This is a genomic window from Natronosalvus sp. KLKA75 (genome assembly GCF_059736265.1).
The window spans coordinates 175,936-195,562 of record NZ_CM185522.1; the positions used below are offsets into that span (position 1 = coordinate 175,936).

Sequence of the window (19,627 nt, forward strand, 5' to 3'; positions counted from 1 at the left end):
GCCTTTCTACGGCACTACACCACTAGCGTTCTCGCTCGACGACGAACTCCGCCAGCTCGAGCAGGTAGTCTCGCGCCTCGGCGTTCGCGACGTCGACGGTGCCGAGCGCGTCGATGGCCCGGTCGGCCTCCGCTCGGGCCCGGCCGTTCGCCTCGGCCGGCGTCATGTCCGTAATCTGTACGAGCGACGGGCGCTCCATCACGGCGTCGTGTCCGGTCGGCTTGCCGAGCGCTTCGGGGTCGGCGACGGCGTCCAGGACGTCGTCGCGGATCTGGAAGGCGACGCCGACCCGTTCGGCGTACTCGCCGAGGGCCTCGACCGTGAACGTGTCCGCGTCGGCCGCGATGGCGCCGAGTTCGGCGGCCGCCCGGAACAGCGCCCCGGTCTTGCGCCGGGCGAGGGTCATGTACTCGGCTTCCGTCTCGGGTTTCGCCTCGAGTTCGGTCGCTTCGCCGACGCCGAGTTCGACCATCGCCTCGGAGACGACCTGCATTGCGGCGGGGTCGCTCGAGAACAGCGCGAAGGCTTCCCCGAGGAGGCCGTCGCTGGTGATGATCGCGGGGCCGTAGCCGAGTTCCGACCAGGCGCTGGTGGTGCCCCGCCGGAGGGCCGAGCGGTCGATGATGTCGTCGACGACGAGTGACGCCGTGTGGACGAGTTCGATGCCGACGCCGAAGTCGACGGCGTCGCTCGCCTCCCCGCCGACGGTCTCACAGGCGAGGACGGTCACCGTCGGGCGGACGCGTTTTCCCCCGGCGAGGGTCGCGTGACGAACGCCGTCGTTGAGCGCCTCCGGCTCGACGCCGTCGACGACCTCGATGAGTCGCTCCTCGAGGAGCGCTCGACGGTGCTCCAGCAGTTCCATTGACAGGGCTTAGGACGGCCCTCAAAAGTAGGTGACGGTTGCCATCACCGTCTTCACAGCGCGCGTTTGTAGCCACACGCCGGACAGTACAGCGCGTCCGAATGGACGAGGAGGTAGCTCCGCTCGCAGCGACCGCACGATCCGGCGATGGAGGCTCCCAGCTCTCGAGCCAGGCCGCTCACGGTGCCCTCGAGCAACCGCTGGCGCCGCTCCGTGGCCTCGAGCCGAGCGATCACAGCCTCGAGTCGCTGGTCCGTTCGTTGCGCGGCAACACCCCGCCCTGCCGAGCTCCGGCCGGGGACCCCGCGACGAGTGTGGCGTTGTCTGGTGTCCATACGCGTGTCTACGTGTCACAGGGAGAAAAGCGCGTTTTCACGCCCGATGGCACGTTTGCCGGCCGATTCCGGCTGACGGCCACAACGCTCAAGATAGACCTTTCCCATGGTTTGGGTGGCGACGGTGGCCATCAACAGCAGAGGTGGTGGAACGGCCATGGACGTCGCCAGGGGGTACGTCCCTGCTCCGACGGTGCCAGACTGTACCCGGGTTGCTGGATGTCACGACCGTTTGACGTTGCTTCGTCGTTCGAGACGCCTTCTCGATGCGGTATCGACGTTCTCTATGCACGCTGCGTAGCCATGCATCGTCGCTATCACGCACACGTCCACGACGACACTCGAGACTCGAGAGCCACGCGACAACGATCGGTTACGTCGCTCCATACACAGGTAAGCGACGGTTACACGCCGCCAGGGAGACGATGAGGCGGAAAACTGGCTCCGGCGGACGTCGCATTCGAACGACGCTCGCGACTCGAGGCCAGAAGGGTTATGACGGTAGTCGCATATTACTACTCGATTCATGACTGACGACCCGTCGTTCGTCGACCGTTTCGACGATCCACGGATTACGACGCAGTTCTGCCGTCGACTCTCTGACGAGACGGACGTGACGCTCCTCGGCGTCGTTCACGACCACCCTGCAAGCATCGCCCGCGTCGAAACCGTCCTTGAGTACCTGGAGCCCGACACGCTAGCCCTCGAACTCCCGGGTGCGGCCGTTCCGCTGTATCGAACCTACGCCCGCGACAGCGAGGGGACACCCTCGCCCGAGTTCGGTGGCGAGATGGCGGCCGCGATCCGCGCCGCGCCGGAAGCGGATGTCGTGGGTATCGACGCCCCCAACTGGTCGTTTCTCCGCCGCCTCTTCACCCGCCTGCTCGCCGACCGCGTCCCGGCGTCGACCGCCCGACGGGTCCTCTCGAGTCTCAGTGGGGCGACGCGAACGGCGCTGACCTGTCGCGTCGCCGCCACCGTCTCGAACGCGACGTCGGTGACCGTTGCCTGCGACGACCCGATCGAGTACGCCTGTTCGGCGGACGATTCGCCCGCGACGCAGGCCGAACACGAGCGCCGACACGTCTCCGGCGTCAGAACGCTCCTCCGGCTCCAGGGCGACGGGGCGGACGCGACGACGTACCGCGACGAGACGCGGGAGTCGTGTATGATCGACCACCTCGAGTCGCTCCAGGCGGAAGGGTCAGTTGTCGCCGTCGTCGGTATCGATCACCTGCGGGCGCTCGAGACGGCGCTGGCCAGTAGTGACAGTGACGGCGGCTCACAGTGATGACGGCCCGCGGTGACGAGTGCCCGCGGTGACGACGGCTCCGGTAACGGCGGCTCCGGTGGCGACGAACCCGACGAACCGATCTGCACTGAGAAAACGGATTCTTCGCGGCTACCGTCTGAGCGGCGAGACGCAAACCCGACAGTAGGTGAACGTCGGCTCCCGTTCGTTCGGCGCGCCGCAGTGTGGACAGGCCGTCGTCTCGCCGTCGACCTCGAGGTCGGCGTCGAGTGAGTCGGCGCCGTCGTGGTGAGCGCGGGCCCGATCCAATCGCGGCGCCGACTGCAGGCCGGCGTGCTCGCCGTCGGTGACGGACGCGGGAAGGCTGGTCTCGCTGTCACGGCGCACGTACGCGTAGTAGAGCACCAGGTGGAGTAAGGCGAACAACAGCACGTACCCGACGAGCCAGACCCAGAGGCTCATTGGTGTGCTATACGTTCTCAACCTACTTGGTTATTGCCCGAAATATCGCTGCTCGTGACAATCACGACCTCGAAAGAACGCGCGCCGTCAGTTCGTTCAGCGTCCGGGTGGCGTCAGGTCGCGCTGGAACTCGTCGAACTGCTCGAGGCCGTCGTCCAGGTCGTACTCGATCTCGCGTTCGGCCTGTCGGTTCTCGCCGGCGTCCTCGAGCGGGGTCGCGACGTCCTCCCAGCCGGGTTTGATCTTGATGCTCTTCGCAGGCATGCCGACGGTGATGTGGTGGGCCGGCACGTCGTTCTGGACGATAGCGCGGGCGCCGACGATGGCGTTCTCGCCGACTCTGTTCCCCGCGCGAACCATCGAGTCGTAGGTAAGACGGACGTCGTCTTCGATAGTGGTGTGGAAGTTTCGGACCTCGGTCTGATCGACGACGTCGTGGTCGTGGCTGTAGAGGTGCGCGCCGTCGGAGATGGAGACCCGGTCGCCGATCGTGAGCTTACCGCGGTCGTCGAGGTGAACGTTGTCGTGGATGACCGTGTTGTCGCCGACCGTGATGTTGTGGCCGTACGTGAACGTGATCCCCTTGAAGAAGCGGCAGTTCTCACCACAGTCCTCGAAGAGGTGATCGGCGAGCATCCGTCTGAACCGGAGGGCGAACTCGACGTTGTCAGCGAGTGGCAGACTGTCGAACTGTCGCCAGAGCCACTGGAGGTGCTTCGAGCGCTTGAACTTCTCTTCGTCCTTCTCGGCGTAATACTCGCTCTCGAGCGTCGTGTTACAGGGGTCGTAACTCTGGAGCCTGACGAGTTCGGCCGGCGAGACGTCGCCACCGGCTTGCCAGCGCTCGTAGGCGTCCCGGTCCCCCGAGAGGTCGATGAGCACGTCCTCGACGACCGAGCAGGTGCTCTCGTCGCTCGAAAGACGCTCGTCGACGGCCGTCACGAACTCCCGCATCCCCGCCTCCGCCTCGTCCGGCAGCGAGACGTACCGCTTGGTCATGTGGCGGTGTACTGTGGCGAAGGTCATAGACGTTCGGTTCTCGATTTTCGCTCCCTCTCGAGAGCGTTCGGTATCAGAGTAGCCCGACGCTACCGGTCGGTGCAGAGCCGGAGTTTCGCCGATAGTGATTCCCCACGCTCGAGAACGGGTTCTCCCGCTCGCGAATCAGTTTCTATCAGCCTCGACCATCGGGACGCTCTTCGACGAAGGCGTACTCGATGATTATCTGAACGGTCCTCGAACGCGGCGAGAAGACGGAAAGCGGCTGTCGTGTCGTGATTCGGTGCCAGCGGACCGATCAGAGCGACGTTCCGGCGACGAGCGGACGCGAGGGCGTAGTGAAGTCGGTGTCGACGATTCCGTCCTCGAGGTGGTCGTCGGCGTACATGACGCCCTTCTCGCCGACAGTGACCAACCCGGACGCCTCGAGGGCGGGCAAGTGCTGGTGGGTGAGGGTAGTCCGTACGTCCGCTTCATCGGCACCGACCTCGACGGCGACTTCCGACGCGAGGACGGCGACGGAGAGTGGCTCGGACGCGTCATCGAGCACCGCGAGGGCGGCTCGCCGCCGCTCGTTCGCGAGCGCCTCGAAGACGGCGTCCCAGTTCGTGTCGTTGCGCTCGGTCGTCTTTCGGATGGTCGCCCCGTCGAGGACGAGGTCGTCGGGCAGCGAGACGGCGCCCGCCTCGCGGTCCCATGCGAGCAACCCGGCGTCCTCGAGCAGGGGCAACTCGACGTGAACGAGCGCCGTTCGGCGCTCCTCGTACTCGTCCGTGGTAATCGACGCAACCGGCTTCCCACGCTCCTCGGCAGCGAGTTCACGGGCGACCTCGTCGACCGAGAGCCGGTCGATTCCACCCTCGCGCCGTTCGCCGACGAACGCCAGAATACGCCGTCGCCGTCGGCTGGTAATGGCGTTAAACGTCGAATCAATCGACAGATTACGTGCCGCAGAGTCCGTCTGGCTCATACAACCGCTGCTTACTACCATAGTCGGTTAAGCCTCGTTCCAAAACAGATAGGTGGTCGATCAACGGTCGTGAAATGAATGCCAGCGATACTGTTCAGCACCCGAACTGGACGCCATCGTCCTCGGGCCCGAACGATCGTCGGCCATCCCCCGTCGTGTCGGCGGGTTCGGGACGAACGAGCGACGTTCCGTACACCCTAAGTCCCCTCGCTCCCAAGCCCGAGATATGCAGTATCAGACGCTCGGAACCGCCGATGTCGAGGTCAGCGAAGTCGGCTTCGGCGCTTGGGTCGTCGGGACCGACTGGTGGGGCGACCGCTCGGAAGCCGACGCGATCGAGATGATCGACCACGCCCTCGACCGGGGGATCACCTACTTCGACACGGGCGACGTCTACGGCCACGGGCGAAGCGAGGAACTCGTCGGGGAGGCCCTCGCGGACGTGCGCGAGGACGTCACGATCGCCACCAAGGTCGGCTACGACTTCTACAACAACCCGCAGGCGGGCCACGGCGAGTTGCCCAAAGCGATGGACCCCGACTACCTCCGGGAAGCCGTCGAGCAGAGCCTCGAGCGACTCGACACCGATTACCTGGACGTTCTCCAGTTGCACAACGCGAACGTCGACGAGCTCACCCCGGATGTCCTCGAACTTCTCGACGAACTCGAGGAAGAGGGCCTGATTCGCGCCCGCGGCCTCGCGCTGGGCCCCTCTATCGGCTGGCTGGCCGAGGGTGACCTCGCCATCGAAGAGGAGTTCGACTCCCTGCAGCTGGTCTGGAACGTCTTAGAGCAGGAGGTCGGCAACCACTTCCTCGAGACCATCGAGCGCACCGGTTCCTCGACGAGCCTGATTCCCCGGGTGCCCCACTCCTCGGGCATCCTGAACGAACAGGTCACGCCCGAGACAGAACTCGACGCGGGCGACCACCGCGGCTTCCGCCCCGACGCCTGGTACGAGACGGGCTGGGAGAAACTCGAGACCCTGCGTTTCCTGGAGCGCGACGGCGAGCGGACGATGGGCCAGGCCGCGATCGCCTGGCTCCTGAGCCACGAGTCGGTCGCCAGCGTCACGCCGACGTTCCGCACCGCCGCCGACATCGACGAGTGGGCGGCCGCCAGCGACGTGCCGAAATTGAGCGACGAGGAACTGGCTCGAGTCGCCAATCTCTACGAGAACGATTTCGACATCGACCGCGAGGACGGCATGGACTCGCTCCGGTCGTCGGTCGACGGCGAGGACATTCGCTCGGCGGGCCTGGACAAACTGGCCGCCGACTGATCGCGTCGCCGCGCTGAGAAGGTGGCGCTCAGGGTCGATTCGCGCTGACGAGTGCGACGGTAGTGCTCGAGACCGATCCGTGCTGTCGGGGCCGATTCGTTCTCGAGCGTCGGCAGCCCTGATCTGACGAAACTCCTTCGACTGCGGACTGAACACGAATACGAACATTCTCGTCGGTCGGCCCGAGAGTGACGGCCATGTCGTCCCCCGAAACCTCTTCCCCGGACGGGCCGGACGGAACGGAACACGCGGTCGAACCGGCCGAACCAGCCCCCTCGAGCGAACCGAACGCGCCGGACACCCGACCGGCCACGATGAACGGCCTCCTCGGCGGCCTCGTCGCCGTCTTCGCCTCCTTTCTTACGTTCTCGGTGCTCCTCGGCGGCATCGTCGCCGGCTACCTCGAGGGGGCCGACCAGGAGGAGGGGATCATCGCGGGTCTGTACGCGGGTTTCGTCTACGCCGCGCTGATCGTCTTGCCGCTCGTGCTCGGACTGGGGCCAGTCGTCGGCGTCGGCGACCTGGTCGGCGGGCTCGAGTTCGTCGACGGGGGTCTGATCCTCTTCATGGTGTTCTACAGCACGTTCGCCGGCGGGTTCGGCGGCTGGGTCGGCGCGTACCTGAACGCGGAGTTCGGCGACGTGTTCGGACGTCTCTAGCGCGAAGCGGTTCGCTGATCGCTCGTCACGGGCCTCACTCACGCCACTTCTTCTCGAGAGCCGTGTTCGACTTCGATTTCGCCTCCGAATCACGGAGCGATATCCTGTATTCCGAGCGGAGACGACTCTCACGTTCCCACATTGCTACCGCCGTGAGAGAAAGAGCGTTCTACTCCTCCAATCCCTCCGTCGCGCCGCGATCACCCTCTCCGCGGCGACTCGAGTTCGATGTCCGCAGCCTCGAGCAGGTCGGCGACCTCCTCGCGTTTCTCCTGGTGATCCTGCAGAAACTCCTTCATGAGGTGAGCGGCCTGCTCCTTGCAGTCGCCACAGAGGCGCTCGCCGCCGACGCACTCGTCGTAGACCCGTTTCGCGAACTCGTCGTCGTCGCCGGCGAGCAGGTAGGCGTAGAGTTCGTAGACGGGACACTCGTCGGCTTTCCCTCCCAATTCGCGCTGGAGTTCGGCCGTCTCGCGCCCGCCCGTGGTCGCCGCCTTCACCTTGTCGTAGCCGTTCTCGGGGTCGTCGAGCAGCGAGATGTGGCTGGCCGGAATCGAGGAGGACATCTTCCCGCCCGTGAGCCCGGTCATGAACCGGTGGTAGATCGACGACGGTGGCTGGAAGCCGTAGCCGTCGTGAGCGAGTTCGATTGTGCGGGCGATCTCGGCGGCCTCCTCGTGATCCAGGTCGAAGGCGTCGACGTGTTCGTCGAAGACCCGCTTCTCGCCCTCGACGGTGTCGATCAGCGCTTCGAAGGCCTCCTCGGTCGCCCGGCGATTCAGGAACCGTGTTCGGGGACGGAGGGGTTCCATACCAGCGTTCTCGAGTTTCGAGATGGCGCGCTCGAGGGCGTCGTCCGTGACGGTCCCGAGATCGAGTTCCGGGACGACCTCGCTGTCGGCGGACGAGAGCCACTCGGCGGCCTCCACACACCGCGGCTGGTCGGGGTCGTCCGCGTACGACTCCCGGGTGTCGTAGGCAGCGCCGATGACCGCGAGTTCGTCCTTCGTCGCCTCGAAGCTCGCGTAGGCCGTCGTCACGCCGAAGTAGCGCATCCGGGAGGCGAGGTCACGAGCCAGCCTGACGTGGGGGTCCTGGTCGGGGCCGACGGGGATCACGGTGGGTTTTGGCCCCTCGAGCTGGGGATAGAGGATGTCGGCCATCTGCGTGACGACCGACTGCATGTGCGAGACGTCGGTCTCGCCGTTGAAGCCGTAGATTGCACCCAGTTCCGAGAAGTTGGCCTCGATGCCCAGTTCGAACGCGAGGTCCTGCACCTCGCGCTCGGTCGACTGGCGGTAGACGGTTCCGTCCTCGAGATCGAACCCGAGCGCCAGCAGCGAGAGCAGGTAGTCCCGGGCGTGTTCGTCGATTTCGTCCCAGGTGAGCCCGCGCGCGGCGTGGGCCTCGAGGTCGGCGATCAGCGCGTAGGCGTCCCCGCCCTGTTCCTGGTGCCAGATGATCTCGTCGAAGACGAGTTTGTGTCCGATGTGAGGGTCGCCGGTCGGCATGAACCCCGAGAGGACGGCGAAGGGGTCGCCCTCGCGCATGGCCTCGAGCACCGGCCGGTAGTCGCGGTGACCGAAGATGACGCCCCGGCGCATCAGGTAGTGAGGGTGGGGCAGGTCCGCGAGGAGTTCGTCGAACTCCTCGATGCCGAACTCCTCGAACAGTTTGCGGTAGTCGGAGACGCTCGAGGAACCCCAGGGGTCGAGGGCGACCTCGTCGGCGCCAGCGGCCCCTCCGTCGGTCAGTGGTTCCTCGGCGTCCTCGGCGTCCTCGGCCTCCTCGATGGTATCCGTACCCGTACCGGTCATTGTCCCGGATTCGCCGCCCAGCGCGCAAAAACCTTCGCTTCCGCACCGTCTCGACTCGAACACCGGCGGTCCCCGATCAGGACGGTTCGTCCAGTTCGTCCACATCGCCCGCCGACGACCCTGTCCGAAACTCCAGGCGAAACCCACTCTCGGCGTGCTGGCTCGTGCCCGCCTCGACCGTCCAGCCGTGAGCGTCCGCGATTCGGCGGACGATCGACAGGCCGAGCCCCGTCCCGTTCTGAGTGCCCGAGTGACCGTACTCGAAGAGCACCTCGAGGTCGTCCTCGCCGACGTCGACGCCGATGCCATCGTCTTCGACGTAAAAGCCGCCGCCGGGGAGCGATCCGAGCCGTACCGTCACGCCCTCGCCGCCGTGGGTGACGGCGTTGCCGAAGACGTTCTCGAACAGTTCTCGAAGTGCTCCCGGGGTCGCCTCGACCGGTTCCAGGCCGGCTGCCGACTCGAGTTCGAGGGTAGCCTGCCCGGTGTCGACGGTCTCCCAGGCACGCCCGGCGACGACGCCGACGGACACCCACTCGAGGTCGTCCTCGTCGACGTCCGAACGGACGAGCGTCAGGACGTCGTCGATCAGGTCGTCCATCCGCTCGAGCGATTCGGCAATCGGTTCGAGGTGGTCGCTCGAACAGTCGTCGGCGAGGAGGTCGAGGTGACCCGTCGCGACGGTCAGCGGATTCCGCAGGTCGTGGGAGACGATGGCGGCGAAGGCCCCGAGTCGATCGTTGGCGCGCTCGAGGTCGTACTCGCGCTCGGTTCGCCGAAACGCCGCGGCGGCGTGTTCCGCCAGAAATTCGACGAACTGGCAGTCGTCGACGGAGATCGTTCCTGACTCCGGCGTGACGCCGCTCATCACGCCGTAGGAACCGAGCGGAACGATCATGCTGGCGGTCATCGGGTGGTCCGGGTCGCCGAGAATGTCGCTCTCGTCGATCAACCGAAAGCTGGCGTTCTCGACGTCGGCCAGCGGGTCGTCTTCGGTTTCGGCGAACACGATCGTTCGACCCTCCCAAAAGACTACGCCGGCCATCGAATTTTCGAACGGGAGGTGTTCCGGGACCGCGCCGTGGCCCTTCCGTTCGTCCGTCGTGGCCACGAGGTCGAACTGGCCCGTCCCACCGTTGGCGGCGAAGACGGCCGTCAGTGGCTGCTCGAGAACGGTACTCGCCGTCTCGACGGTCGTTTCGGCGATTTCGTCGGCCGTCGACGCTCGAAAGAGTCTCGGTGTCGCCGACTGCAGGGCGCGCAAAATCCGCATCTGACGGTGTCGGTCGACCCGTTCTCTGACGTAGTCGACCAGCGTCTCGGTCGCGTCCACCGCAACGGCGGCAGGCTGGTAGGACCCGTCCTCGAGCCACGCCTCCGCGTCGCCGTCGACACAGCGGACGACCGAACACGTCGTCGCTTGCGCTCGAACTCGCTCGAGCAGTTCGCGCCGAAGTCCTTCGTCGCCGGCCACGTCTCCGACGACGAGGCAACCGACGGTTCCCGACTCGAGGCGGTCGAGCGCGGACGAGAGCCGACGCTCGTGCGCGACCGACGTGGATAGTCGGGACTCGAGCGTCGTCGCGACTGCCTCGAGACCGTCGCCGACGACGAGAACGCTCGGTTGGCGTCCCCCATCCACTGTCATACGCTCACGTGGCCTCGAGGCGGCAAATACGTTGGCGTGGAATCGACCGCTGAAACGGGTCTCGAAACCGAATTCGAATCCGGTTCGGTCAGGGGGTCAGCCGCTCGAGCGACCGCCACTCGATGTCGGCCTCGGCGTCAGCGTCGGCGTCGCCGTCGCCTCCCGGACCGGCTTCGCCGACCAGCGCGAACACCATCGTCTTCCGGACGCCGTGGGCCAGCCGTACGTCGAGCGAGAGGTCTCGCGGCTCGAAGACGTGCTCTGCCGGCAGCACCCGGACCAGGAGTTCCGAGTGGCCGAGGTCGTCGACCGACTCGACGTTCGCGTAGGTCCGGAAGTCCGCACCGAACTTGTAGCCCGTCTTGGGAACGACGCCGGCCTTGCGGAGCGTGGTGTAGACGGCCAGTCGCCGGTCGAATCGTTCGCCCTCGACGTCACGACCGCGCTCGAGCACCGCCGCCGGGTCGAGGTCGATCGCGCCCGCCGCCGCGAGGTGGGCAGCCTCGAGCAACGAACACTGCAGGGTCGGTCGGTCGTACTCCCGGCCCTCGAGCGGCTGGCCGTAGAACGTCCGCTCGTACAGCTCGTGTGGGGGATTCCAGATGACGACCCGATCGGCGAGCAGATCGGCTTCCACCCTCTGGGGAAGGGCCGTCTCGCTCGTTCCCGAAATCTCGGGCCGGCCGACGTCGAAGTAGGTAATCTCGCTCTCCTCGTCGACGACGGCGAGGGCGCCGCTTTCGAGGTCGTTCGCGGCCACGTCGGTTCGCTCGCCGACCACGCTCAGCGCGTACTCGATTTCCCCGTCTCTCGGCCCTTTCCCGCGGGGGAAGACGGCGAACTCGGCTCGGGGCGGATCCGTTACCCATGGTTCGCGAGCGGGGGCGAGGTAGAACCCGCGCGAACGGAGGTCGGCGTAGACGAGGAACCGAACGCCGAAGTCGGGTTCCGGTCCCGGTTCGCGGGCGAGGAACGACCGGAACGACAGTCGCTCGTCGCCGTCGCCGACGGCAGCCAGGTCGCCCCGATACAGCAGGTGGGCGGCCTCGACCGGTGCGAGGGCGATCTCGTTGCCCTCGAGCGGGTAGCCGTAGCCGCGCGAGTCGTGAAACCGCTGGCGGGCGTCGTTGCCGACGCGGACGACGTCGCCATCGAACCGTCCCTCGAGTTCCATACCCGGAGGTGTCGGGCGGGCCACAAAGCCCCTGCGGATCCCGTCGTCGGTGCTGGTGGGTCACGTCGCCGAGCGGGCTCGTCTGGGCGGCGAATCGTCAGTGGTCGGCCGTCACCGACCCTCCTTCGGTTGCCGCCTCGGACTCGAGCGCCCCCGCTCGAGCGCGGTCGCAGGTCGCGTCCAGGCAGCGGGTGCCGGTCGTGGTGTCGAACGTGGGGAGGCCGCAGGCACACTCGCCGTCGACGACGCCCGTCGGGATGACGAACCCAGTGTCGCAGTCGGGATAGTGTTCACAGCCGGCGATCAGGCCGCCCCGTCGGAGGATCAGCAGGTCACCCTCGCAGTTCGGACAGTCCCACTCGCGGTCGAACGCCTCGCGGACGGCGTCGTCGAGCGACTCACAGCCACGGTCGAGGCAGACGTGGAACGCGAGGCCGCGCTCGACGCGCATGCGAGGGAGGCCACAGTCACAGCGGTCGTCGCGGAGGGTCGCATCCCGCGGGATGGCGTAGCGGTCGCCACAGCCGACGCAGTGGATGCCGTTCGAGAGGACGAGGACGCCGGTGCAGTCGTCGCCTGGACACTCGCCCACGGGGGTGCCGGCGCTCGAGGCCGGATAGGTGGCGAAGCCGTCCTCGACGTGGGCGGCGACCCGGAGCGTCTGGGTGTCCTTCTTCGCGACGAGGGTGAACCCGTCCTCGCGGTCGCTCGAGACGCTGTCGGCGCGGGTGAGCCAGGCGACGGGCTGGTAGCCGTCGACGTCGTGGACGAGGACGGTGTTGTCCGGCTTGACGATGGTCGTGACGCGGCCGCGGTACTCCTCGCGGTCGGTTCCGTCGGTGATCACGGTGCAGTCACCGGCGAGGACGCGAATGCTGTCGTCGGGCATGGGTGGTCTGGCCGCGCGATGGTATATAAACTCTCGAGCCGGTGTGTCCCAGTCCTGGCGACTCTCCTCGACGCTCAGCGGACGGATTGTCTCGATTCGCGTTCACGTTCTCGTTCACGTCCATGTCCCGTGTTCACGTTCGTCTTCGCGTTCGATGTGACCGAGACGAGACTTTTTGACCCCGGTCGTGATACCGGTTGGTATGGGGGAGACGTACGAGGCGGACTGGCTCCACCTCGCCGACGGGGAGGCCGTCGTCTGGGAGAGCCGGCCGCATCCGATCGACATGGGGTGGAAACTGCCGATGGGCCTCGGCTTGATGCTCTTCGGAATCATCGTCCTCGGCCTGGCAGCCGGGACCGAGTACGGCCTCGCGAGGGCGATCGGTCTGGCCGTCGGGGCCATCGGCCTCGTCGTCGTCACCGCGACGTACCTCCGCTGGACGAGCACGCGCTACGTCCTCACCACGAGCCAACTGTACCGGAAACGTGGCATCCTCTCCCGGGACGTCACCCAGTTTCGTCTCGACCGCGTCCAGAACACGACCCTCGAGCAGGGCGTCCTCGAGCGATTGCTCGGGTACGGGCAGTTGACTGTCTACACGGCGGGCTCGGCCGACCCCGAACTCACGTTCACGCACGTACCGAACCCCGAGCGGGCGGCCGGCCGGTTGAGCGCCGAACTCGAGGGCGATTCGGGTATCCAGCCGACGTGAGCGGGATTCGGTACGAGACGCCTCGCACCCCCGTCGCTGGCCGGGACAGAAACGCCTTTCACCGGGCACACCCCCTGTCCGAGTGATGGAGGTCGCCGAGGTTCTGCCCGACTTTGCCGACGCGTTCGCGTTCGAGGCGTTCAACGAGATGCAACGCGAGGCCCTGCCCGCGTTACTCGAGCGTGAGGAGAACGTGGTCGCGAGCGCGCCGACGGCATCGGGGAAGACGGCCCTGGCCGAACTCGCGATCTGTAACGCACTGGCCGATGGGGGAACCGCCCTCTTTATCGCCCCGCTACGGGCGCTGACCAACGAGAAGGAGGCCGACTGGGATCGCTTCGAGTCCATGGACTACTCGGTGTACGTCGTCACCGGCGAACGCGACCTGAATCCGCGCCGGGCGAAGCACGCGGACATCCTCGTGATGACGCCCGAGAAGCTCGATTCCGCGACTCGAAAACACGACTCGCCGCGATACGACTTCGTGACGGACGTCGACGTCTGCGTGATCGACGAGGTCCACCTGCTCGACGCCGACCGGCGCGGCTCGGTCCTCGAGGTGACCGTCTCGCGGCTGCGTCGGCTCTGTGACCCACGCGTCGTCGCGCTCTCGGCGACGATGCCGAACGTCGACGACGTGGCGGCCTGGCTCGACGCCCCGCCGGTGTGCACGTTCGAGTTCGGCGACGAGTACCGCCCGGTCGACCTCAACGCGGGCGTCAAGACCTACACCCACGGCGAGAACTCCTTCGCCGACAAGTACCGTCGCCTCTACCGGGCGCTCGACCTCGCCGAACCTCACCTCCGGGAGGACGGCCAGGCGCTGGTGTTCGTCGCCTCCCGCCAGGACACCGTCCAGGCGGCGAAGAAGGCCAGAGACGAGATTGGCGAGCGCGACGTGCCGATGGGGGCTCGCGGCGACTACGACTTTCATACTGAGACGAAGCGCCTCGAGAACGACACCCTGCGAAACTCGGCGCTCGACGGCGTGGGCTTTCATCACGCGGGCCTCTCGAAGAACGACAAGGACCTGATCGAGGCGTGGTTCAAGGAGGGCAAGATCGAACTGCTGTTCTCGACGTCGACGCTCGCCTGGGGGGTCAACCTCCCCGCCCGCTGCGTCGTCATCCGCGATACGAAGTACCACGACCCGCTCGAGGGCGAGGTGGACATGAGTCCGCTCGACATTCTCCAGATGCTCGGGCGCGCGGGCCGACCCGGCTACGACGACGTCGGCTACGGCTGGGTCGTCTGCGACGGCGCCGAGGCGGACGACTACCGCCGCCTCCTTCGGGAGGGGAAAGAGATCGAGTCCCGGCTGGCCGACAGCCTCCAGACCCACCTCAACGCCGAGATCGCGATGGGAACCATCGCCGACCTCGAGGACGTAATGGATTGGCTCGAGACCACCTTCTACTACGTTCGCGGCCAGTCGCGCCCGGAGTCCTACGACTTCCAGAACCTCCGACGGCGCGTTCGAGACTGCCTCGAGGAACTGGTCGAGCAGGGCTTCGTCGAGACCGGCGAGGACCTCTCGGTCGAGTCGACGCCCCGGGGCGTGCTCGCCTCCACGTACTACCTGCGCCTCGAGACGGCCGTCGGTTTTGCAGCGCTGTGTGACCGGGCCGTGGGCGCCGGGGGAGACGACTCCACCACCGCATCGGTGCCGGGAACGACCCTTGAGGCCGACGACGTCCTCGAGGCCGTCGCCACGGCTGGCGAGTTCGACTCCGTCTCTGCCCGCCAGTCCGAGCGCGATGCGATCAACGCTGCGCTCGTCGGCCAGGACACTGGCGACCTCGACGCCGGTCAGCGAAAGGTGCTCGCTATCCTGCGAAGCGCCGCCGACAACGGCAACACCCCGCAGGACCTCCGGAGCGACGCCTGGGTGATTCGACAGAACGCGCTTCGCCTGCTCGCCGCCCTTCGCGCGTTCCTCGACCGGTTCGCGACGCCCCACGACGCCAACCTCGCTCGGCGACTTGAGGCCCGGATAGAGAACGGCGTCGCCGACGACGCGGTCGGCCTGACGGCCATCGACGGCGTCGCCGCCGGTCGGGCGAGCAAACTTTCGACGGAGGGACTCTCGACGCCGGGCGACGTCGTCGCGGCCGGCGTCTCGGGACTCGAGGACGCGGGGCTGGGCGAGAGCATCGCCGAGCGCATCTACGAGGGCGCACAGACGCTCCCCGCGGTCGAACTCGAGTGGGGAGACTTTCCCGAGACCATCAGTGCCGGCGAGAACGCCGTCCAGGAGGTCCGCATTCGAAACGTGGGCGAACCGGCCAGGGCCGGGGTTCGCGTGACGGTCAACGGCGTCGAGATGACCAGCACCAGCACGTACCTCCGCGATTCGGAGACCGTCCCCGTCGGCGTCTTCGGTGCGAACGCGGACGAACTCGAGTACACCGTCAGCGTCGCGTTCCCCGAAGAGCCGCTACGCCCGCTCGAGGAGCGGCGGACGGTCGAGGTTCGTCGATAGCGTCGGCCTCGAGACAGTCCGCGACGGTTTTTGAGGCTCGAACGGTGCTTCTCACGTAGATCGTTCGAACGAACGTGCGTAGGATGTTCTCCGGTAGACGTCGATACGAGCCATCACCGTCGAAACATCTATATTAGCACATGCTAATATTAGGGATAGCTAAAATGACTGCGCACCACCCGGCGAACGAATCCACTCGGTCGAATCGAGACGCGGACTGCTGTTCCGCGGCCGAACACGCCCTGAGCGAACGGGAACTGGCCGCCGACGTCCGAACGCTGTCGGCCGTCGGGAGCGACACCCGGTACGAGGCACTACGTCTCATCGCCGACCGCGACGAAGACATCTGCGTCTGCGAACTGGAACCTGCCCTCGGCGTGAGCCAGGGCGCGGTCAGCCAGGCCCTATCGCGGCTGTACGCCGCCGGCCTCGTGACGCGACGCAAGGAGGGCCGATGGCGGTACTACGGCGCCACGCCGCGGGCAGACAGGCTGCTCGAGGTGCTCGACAAAACCCGGAGGCTCGAGGATGAGTGACGACGCACTCTCGACGGAATCCGGCTCGAGCGAGACCGGGATCACTGCCGCCGAGCAGCGCGAAGCGGTACGAGAGCGGTACGCCGAAATCGCCACCGATTCGGCGTCCTGCTGTGACGACGAAGCGTCCTGCGGGAGCGGAACGACGGATGGTGAACTCGATGATCGATCGCGCTCGATGGGCTACGCCGAGGAAGCCCACGAGAGCGTCGCCGCGGGCGCGAATCTGGGACTCGGCTGCGGGAATCCGACTGCAATCGCGAGCCTGGACGCTGGGGACGCCGTCCTCGACCTCGGTTCCGGGGCCGGCTTCGACTGTTTCCTCGCCGCCCGGGAAGTCGGGCCGGACGGCCGCGTTATTGGCGTCGACATGACGCCGGAGATGGTCGAGAAGGCTCGCGAGAACGCGCGAGAAAACGACGCGTCGAACGTGGAATTTCGCCTCGGCGAAATCGAGCACCTTCCGGTCGTCGACGGATCGATCGACGTGATCATTTCGAACTGCGTCGTGAACCTCTCGCCGGACAAACTGCAGGTGTTCGCCGACGCGTTTCGCGCGCTTCGACCGGGCGGGCGCCTCGCCATCTCCGACGTGGTGCTCACCGCTCAACTGCCGGACCCGGTACGAGCGGGCCCGTCGTCGGTCGCCGCCTGCGTCGCCGGCGCGTCGTCGATCCCCGAGCTCGAGTCGATGCTTGTCGAGGCCGGGTTCGAGGACGTCTCCGTCGAGCCGAAGGCGGACAGCGGGTCGTTCATCCGCGAGTGGGACGACGACCGCGATCTGAGCGAGTACGTCGTCTCCGTGACCATCGAGGCGCGAAAACCGGTCCGGTGAGTCATCGGCCACCGAATCGACACGACGAAATCGGAAACGAAGGCAACGGCGCCCTATGACTCCTCCTCGAGCCGATCGTGTCGCTCGTCGATCTCGTCCAGGATGTCGAGGGTCTTGCGGATCGAAGCGCGAATCGCGTCGCTGCGGTTGACGAACTTCCCGTCGTCGCCGACGTGTTCGTCGAGGTCCTCGAGGAGTTCCTGGGGGATCTCGACGCTGATCTTTGGCATGGTCGCTCCTTCGAAGGCGGAGTTCTTAAGCGATTTGACGGGTGCTTCGGCCAGGGGACAAAACTGAGACGCGCTATCCGGTTTCGTGCTCGACGGGTTCGGGCGCCGATGTCGACCCCCCGCCGCCGAAGAATCGTCCGCCGCCGGTGAGCACGTAGAGGACGGCCAGTCCCAGCATGTAGGTCACTGCGAGCGGGATCGCCATCAGGAACATGGTCAGTATCCCTTTCGGACTCGCGAACGCGGCGACGGTGAAGATGCCGACGACGACCGGTCGCCAGCGCCGGAGCATCGTCCGATAGCTGACGATACCGCCGACGTGGAACAGCGCCATCGTGACGATGATGTTGAACAGGAAGCCGATGCCAACGGTGGTGTAGATCACGAGCCAGAAGAAGCTCTTGATCCGGTAAGAGACCTCCATATTGTTGGCGAGCGCGTCCGCGACCAGGTAGGAGATCACGGAGGGGGCGATCCAGAAGAACCCGAGGTAGGTCCCGGCGGCGAACCCGAGCGCGATCGTCCCGCCCCAGACGAGGAACACGCGTCGGTCGCCCCGAACCAGGCCGCGCTCCCTGGCTGGGGGCCAGGCGTAGTAGAGCAAGAGGGGAAGCACGGCCACGAAGCCCGCGATGACGCTCACCTTCACGGCGAAGATCAGCACCTCGACAGGGTGGATCGCGACCACGAGGTCGGTCTGCTCGAGGAACGTCTGCAGATCCATTCCGCTCGGATCGACGTCGTTCTCGACGGCGACCTCCTCGAGGACGGACTCGGGCATTCGGCTCAGGAACAGTTCCAGGACGTCGCCAACGCCGCCCTGGTAGAGCCAGAAGAACGTCCCGGCCATGACGAGCATGAACAGGCCGACCAGCCGGAACATCTTCGAGGTCAGGCTGTTGAGGATGAACGCGAAGTCGTAGGCGTAGCCACCGATGTCCTCCTCGGTCGTCTCGTCTTCGGTGAACGGATCGAGCATCCCGGCGGCCGTGCTCGAAAAAAGACTGCCGCTGTCGTCGGCGTCGCCTGCGTCGCCGCTTTCGCCTCCGGCCGATTCGCCGGGTGCCGTCGCCGACTCGCTGGTGTCGGCGTTCGCACCGTCGGCGTCAGCGGCCGCATTCAGCGAATCGTACCGATCGAGGATCGCCTGCGCCTTCGCCTTGTCGTCGTCGTACATCGCCTCGCGGGCCTCCTCCATGGCCTCTTCCTCGGTCATCTTGAGGAAGACCTGCGGCGGCGCGCGCTCGATGGCCTCGGCGTCGAGCACCTGCAGGTCGATCTCGGAGGGGTCTGTCGCGGTCCGGAGCGCGGACTCACGCGGGTAGATCGGCCGCTGCAGGACCACGATGGTGTAGCCGATCAGCGCGACGAGTGCGACGCCGAGGCCGACGATCAGTCCCGCGGCGATCGTTCCCGTGAGGCCGTGTTCGGCCGGCAGGGTTTCGAGGATCGAGCCGCCGCCGGGTCGAATCCAGGCGGGGAGGGCGGGGTAGACCTCCTCCTTGAGATAGTCGAACGCGCCGTAGCTGATGGCGAGACTCGAGAGGCCAGCGATCGTGAGAATGCCGAGGCCGAACTGGAGGACCCGGCGTTTGACGAGGCCGGTTCCGCTCTCGAGTTCGGCTTCACCCTTCCGGCGGACGTTGGCGACGAGTTTCGCGAGGCCGAGGCTGAACACGTAGAGGATGACCATCGGTGCCGCCCACATGACGAGGGTGAACGGGTCTGGCGGCGAGAAGAGCGCGCCGAAGACCGTGATGGCGACGATGGCGTGGCGCCACTTGTCCCGGAAGGTTTCGTAGGGGACGATTTCAGTGTACGAGAGGGCGCTCATGAACAGCGGAAGCTGGGCGGCCAGGCCGAACGACACCGTGAGGAGGGCGATGAATTCAGTGAACTCGGTAATCCCGAAACTGGGGTTGACGCCCATCGCGACGGCGTTCCCGGCGAGGAAGCCGAACGCGTAGGGGAAGAAGACCGCGTAGGCGTAGATCAGTCCGACGACGAAGAGGACGAGCGAGAGGAGGACGAAGGTGGCGAGGGAGGCCGCCGAAATCGGGACGACGCTCTCGATGCCGCGTTCTCGAAGTTTGTCGCGTGAGAAATACAGTAGCGCCGGAATCGCAACGATGACGCCGACGATCATGCCGATTTTCGCCTGGAGCAGTATCACCTCGAACGGCGTCCGCGTGATGACCGTCGCCTGATCGGCGACGTTTGGCGCCATTTCGGCTTTCGCCGTCGCCTTGAGGAAGTCCCAGATGTACAGTCGGAGCACGTAGAACGATCCGATGAAGCCGATCACGAAGATGATAAAGACCTTCTGGAGGTTCGCCTGGGCACTCGAGAGCATCGCCCCGAGCGTGTCCCGTCCGGCATTTATCGTCCGGACGGTGTCCTCGTCGATAGCGCTCATTCGGTGTTCCACGGTAGCTTATATGCAGTTATCAACTTTTCGAGTCAACGCTCGTGATGGA

18 protein-coding genes are annotated in these 19,627 nt (G+C 66.2%); 7 read left to right on the forward strand and 11 right to left on the reverse strand.

Annotation, left to right across the window (positions count from 1 at the left end; translation table 11 throughout):
• Positions 1 to 22: 22 nt before the first annotated feature.
• A complete protein-coding gene (locus AC6I65_RS00850; RefSeq protein WP_497902226.1) occupies positions 23 to 865 on the reverse strand; it encodes a polyprenyl synthetase family protein in 843 nt (280 codons plus the stop codon).
• A 53-nt stretch (positions 866 to 918) separates the two neighbouring features.
• Positions 919 to 1,200, reverse strand: coding sequence for a hypothetical protein (locus tag AC6I65_RS00855; RefSeq protein ID WP_497902227.1), 282 nt, complete (start codon positions 1,198 to 1,200; stop codon positions 919 to 921).
• A gap of 526 nt (positions 1,201 to 1,726) precedes the next feature.
• Between AC6I65_RS00855 and AC6I65_RS00860 the strand changes: the two genes are divergently transcribed.
• Positions 1,727 to 2,491 carry a hypothetical protein gene (locus AC6I65_RS00860; RefSeq protein ID WP_497902228.1) on the forward strand — a complete coding sequence of 255 codons (765 nt, stop codon included), beginning with the start codon at positions 1,727 to 1,729 and terminating at the stop codon, positions 2,489 to 2,491.
• Between the two features lie 111 nt (positions 2,492 to 2,602).
• Here AC6I65_RS00860 and AC6I65_RS00865 read toward each other — a convergent pair whose 3' ends face one another.
• From AC6I65_RS00865 to AC6I65_RS00875, 3 genes are all read right to left on the reverse strand, one after another.
• Positions 2,603 to 2,914 carry a DUF7577 domain-containing protein gene (locus tag AC6I65_RS00865; RefSeq protein ID WP_497902229.1) on the reverse strand — a complete coding sequence of 104 codons (312 nt, stop codon included), beginning with the start codon at positions 2,912 to 2,914 and terminating at the stop codon, positions 2,603 to 2,605.
• Positions 2,915 to 3,010: 96 nt separating this feature from the next.
• Complete coding sequence (locus AC6I65_RS00870) at positions 3,011 to 3,913, reverse strand: acyltransferase (RefSeq protein ID WP_497902230.1); 903 nt, start codon at positions 3,911 to 3,913, stop codon at positions 3,011 to 3,013.
• Between the two features lie 298 nt (positions 3,914 to 4,211).
• Positions 4,212 to 4,883: a DUF7344 domain-containing protein gene (locus tag AC6I65_RS00875; RefSeq protein WP_497902231.1), complete on the reverse strand. Its 672-nt coding sequence runs from the start codon at positions 4,881 to 4,883 to the stop codon at positions 4,212 to 4,214.
• Between the two features lie 226 nt (positions 4,884 to 5,109).
• Between AC6I65_RS00875 and AC6I65_RS00880 the strand changes: the two genes are divergently transcribed.
• Both AC6I65_RS00880 and AC6I65_RS00885 read left to right on the forward strand, forming a co-directional pair.
• Complete coding sequence (locus AC6I65_RS00880) at positions 5,110 to 6,165, forward strand: aldo/keto reductase (RefSeq protein WP_497902232.1); 1,056 nt, start codon at positions 5,110 to 5,112, stop codon at positions 6,163 to 6,165.
• A gap of 197 nt (positions 6,166 to 6,362) precedes the next feature.
• Positions 6,363 to 6,824: a DUF5518 domain-containing protein gene (locus tag AC6I65_RS00885; RefSeq protein ID WP_497902233.1), complete on the forward strand. Its 462-nt coding sequence runs from the start codon at positions 6,363 to 6,365 to the stop codon at positions 6,822 to 6,824.
• A gap of 200 nt (positions 6,825 to 7,024) precedes the next feature.
• On the opposite strand, the gene AC6I65_RS00890 is transcribed toward AC6I65_RS00885, so the two are convergent.
• The 4 genes from AC6I65_RS00890 to AC6I65_RS00905 form a co-directional block, all read right to left on the reverse strand.
• Complete coding sequence (locus AC6I65_RS00890; RefSeq protein WP_497902234.1) at positions 7,025 to 8,641, reverse strand: tryptophan--tRNA ligase; 1,617 nt, start codon at positions 8,639 to 8,641, stop codon at positions 7,025 to 7,027.
• A gap of 76 nt (positions 8,642 to 8,717) precedes the next feature.
• Entirely contained in the window at positions 8,718 to 10,289 is a 1,572-nt protein-coding gene (locus tag AC6I65_RS00895) for a sensor histidine kinase (RefSeq protein ID WP_497902235.1), read from the reverse strand.
• Positions 10,290 to 10,377: 88 nt separating this feature from the next.
• The gene (gene endA, locus AC6I65_RS00900; RefSeq protein WP_497902236.1) at positions 10,378 to 11,463 is read right to left on the reverse strand and encodes a tRNA-intron lyase; all 1,086 of its coding nucleotides are present in this window, start codon (positions 11,461 to 11,463) and stop codon (positions 10,378 to 10,380) included.
• Between the two features lie 97 nt (positions 11,464 to 11,560).
• The gene (locus tag AC6I65_RS00905) at positions 11,561 to 12,352 is read right to left on the reverse strand and encodes a DUF91 domain-containing protein (protein WP_497902237.1); all 792 of its coding nucleotides are present in this window, start codon (positions 12,350 to 12,352) and stop codon (positions 11,561 to 11,563) included.
• A 202-nt stretch (positions 12,353 to 12,554) separates the two neighbouring features.
• On the opposite strand from AC6I65_RS00905, the gene AC6I65_RS00910 reads away from it, so the two are divergent.
• From AC6I65_RS00910 to AC6I65_RS00925, 4 genes are all read left to right on the forward strand, one after another.
• A complete protein-coding gene (locus tag AC6I65_RS00910; RefSeq protein ID WP_497902238.1) occupies positions 12,555 to 13,067 on the forward strand; it encodes a PH domain-containing protein in 513 nt (170 codons plus the stop codon).
• An 85-nt stretch (positions 13,068 to 13,152) separates the two neighbouring features.
• Entirely contained in the window at positions 13,153 to 15,549 is a 2,397-nt protein-coding gene (locus tag AC6I65_RS00915; RefSeq protein ID WP_497902239.1) for a DEAD/DEAH box helicase, read from the forward strand.
• 164 nt (positions 15,550 to 15,713) lie between these two features.
• Positions 15,714 to 16,085: an ArsR/SmtB family transcription factor gene (locus AC6I65_RS00920; RefSeq protein WP_497902240.1), complete on the forward strand. Its 372-nt coding sequence runs from the start codon at positions 15,714 to 15,716 to the stop codon at positions 16,083 to 16,085.
• Complete coding sequence (locus AC6I65_RS00925) at positions 16,078 to 16,920, forward strand: arsenite methyltransferase (protein WP_497902241.1); 843 nt, start codon at positions 16,078 to 16,080, stop codon at positions 16,918 to 16,920. The genes AC6I65_RS00920 and AC6I65_RS00925 overlap by 8 nt, the downstream gene beginning before the upstream one ends.
• 53 nt (positions 16,921 to 16,973) lie before the next feature.
• Here AC6I65_RS00925 and AC6I65_RS00930 read toward each other — a convergent pair whose 3' ends face one another.
• Both AC6I65_RS00930 and AC6I65_RS00935 read right to left on the reverse strand, forming a co-directional pair.
• A complete protein-coding gene (locus AC6I65_RS00930; RefSeq protein ID WP_253431802.1) occupies positions 16,974 to 17,150 on the reverse strand; it encodes a ribbon-helix-helix domain-containing protein in 177 nt (58 codons plus the stop codon).
• Between the two features lie 73 nt (positions 17,151 to 17,223).
• Positions 17,224 to 19,566, reverse strand: coding sequence for a twin-arginine translocase subunit TatC (locus tag AC6I65_RS00935; protein ID WP_497902242.1), 2,343 nt, complete (start codon positions 19,564 to 19,566; stop codon positions 17,224 to 17,226).
• Between the last annotated feature and the right edge of the window lie 61 nt (positions 19,567 to 19,627).

What these genes read in the sequence shown, in the direction of transcription:
- AC6I65_RS00850 (WP_497902226.1), bottom strand. Translation starts at nt 865, where the DNA reads ATGGAACTGCTGGAGCACCGTCGAGCGCTCCTCGAGGAGCGACTCATC.
- AC6I65_RS00855 (WP_497902227.1), bottom strand. Translation starts at nt 1,200, where the DNA reads ATGGACACCAGACAACGCCACACTCGTCGCGGGGTCCCCGGCCGGAGC.
- AC6I65_RS00860 (WP_497902228.1), top strand. Translation starts at nt 1,727, where the DNA reads ATGACTGACGACCCGTCGTTCGTCGACCGTTTCGACGATCCACGGATT.
- AC6I65_RS00865 (WP_497902229.1), bottom strand. Translation starts at nt 2,914, where the DNA reads ATGAGCCTCTGGGTCTGGCTCGTCGGGTACGTGCTGTTGTTCGCCTTA.
- AC6I65_RS00870 (WP_497902230.1), bottom strand. Translation starts at nt 3,913, where the DNA reads ATGACCAAGCGGTACGTCTCGCTGCCGGACGAGGCGGAGGCGGGGATG.
- AC6I65_RS00875 (WP_497902231.1), bottom strand. Translation starts at nt 4,883, where the DNA reads ATGAGCCAGACGGACTCTGCGGCACGTAATCTGTCGATTGATTCGACG.
- AC6I65_RS00880 (WP_497902232.1), top strand. Translation starts at nt 5,110, where the DNA reads ATGCAGTATCAGACGCTCGGAACCGCCGATGTCGAGGTCAGCGAAGTC.
- AC6I65_RS00885 (WP_497902233.1), top strand. Translation starts at nt 6,363, where the DNA reads ATGTCGTCCCCCGAAACCTCTTCCCCGGACGGGCCGGACGGAACGGAA.
- AC6I65_RS00890 (WP_497902234.1), bottom strand. Translation starts at nt 8,641, where the DNA reads ATGACCGGTACGGGTACGGATACCATCGAGGAGGCCGAGGACGCCGAG.
- AC6I65_RS00895 (WP_497902235.1), bottom strand. Translation starts at nt 10,289, where the DNA reads ATGACAGTGGATGGGGGACGCCAACCGAGCGTTCTCGTCGTCGGCGAC.
- endA (WP_497902236.1), bottom strand. Translation starts at nt 11,463, where the DNA reads ATGGAACTCGAGGGACGGTTCGATGGCGACGTCGTCCGCGTCGGCAAC.
- AC6I65_RS00905 (WP_497902237.1), bottom strand. Translation starts at nt 12,352, where the DNA reads ATGCCCGACGACAGCATTCGCGTCCTCGCCGGTGACTGCACCGTGATC.
- AC6I65_RS00910 (WP_497902238.1), top strand. Translation starts at nt 12,555, where the DNA reads ATGGGGGAGACGTACGAGGCGGACTGGCTCCACCTCGCCGACGGGGAG.
- AC6I65_RS00915 (WP_497902239.1), top strand. Translation starts at nt 13,153, where the DNA reads ATGGAGGTCGCCGAGGTTCTGCCCGACTTTGCCGACGCGTTCGCGTTC.
- AC6I65_RS00920 (WP_497902240.1), top strand. Translation starts at nt 15,714, where the DNA reads ATGACTGCGCACCACCCGGCGAACGAATCCACTCGGTCGAATCGAGAC.
- AC6I65_RS00925 (WP_497902241.1), top strand. Translation starts at nt 16,078, where the DNA reads ATGAGTGACGACGCACTCTCGACGGAATCCGGCTCGAGCGAGACCGGG.
- AC6I65_RS00930 (WP_253431802.1), bottom strand. Translation starts at nt 17,150, where the DNA reads ATGCCAAAGATCAGCGTCGAGATCCCCCAGGAACTCCTCGAGGACCTC.
- AC6I65_RS00935 (WP_497902242.1), bottom strand. Translation starts at nt 19,566, where the DNA reads ATGAGCGCTATCGACGAGGACACCGTCCGGACGATAAATGCCGGACGG.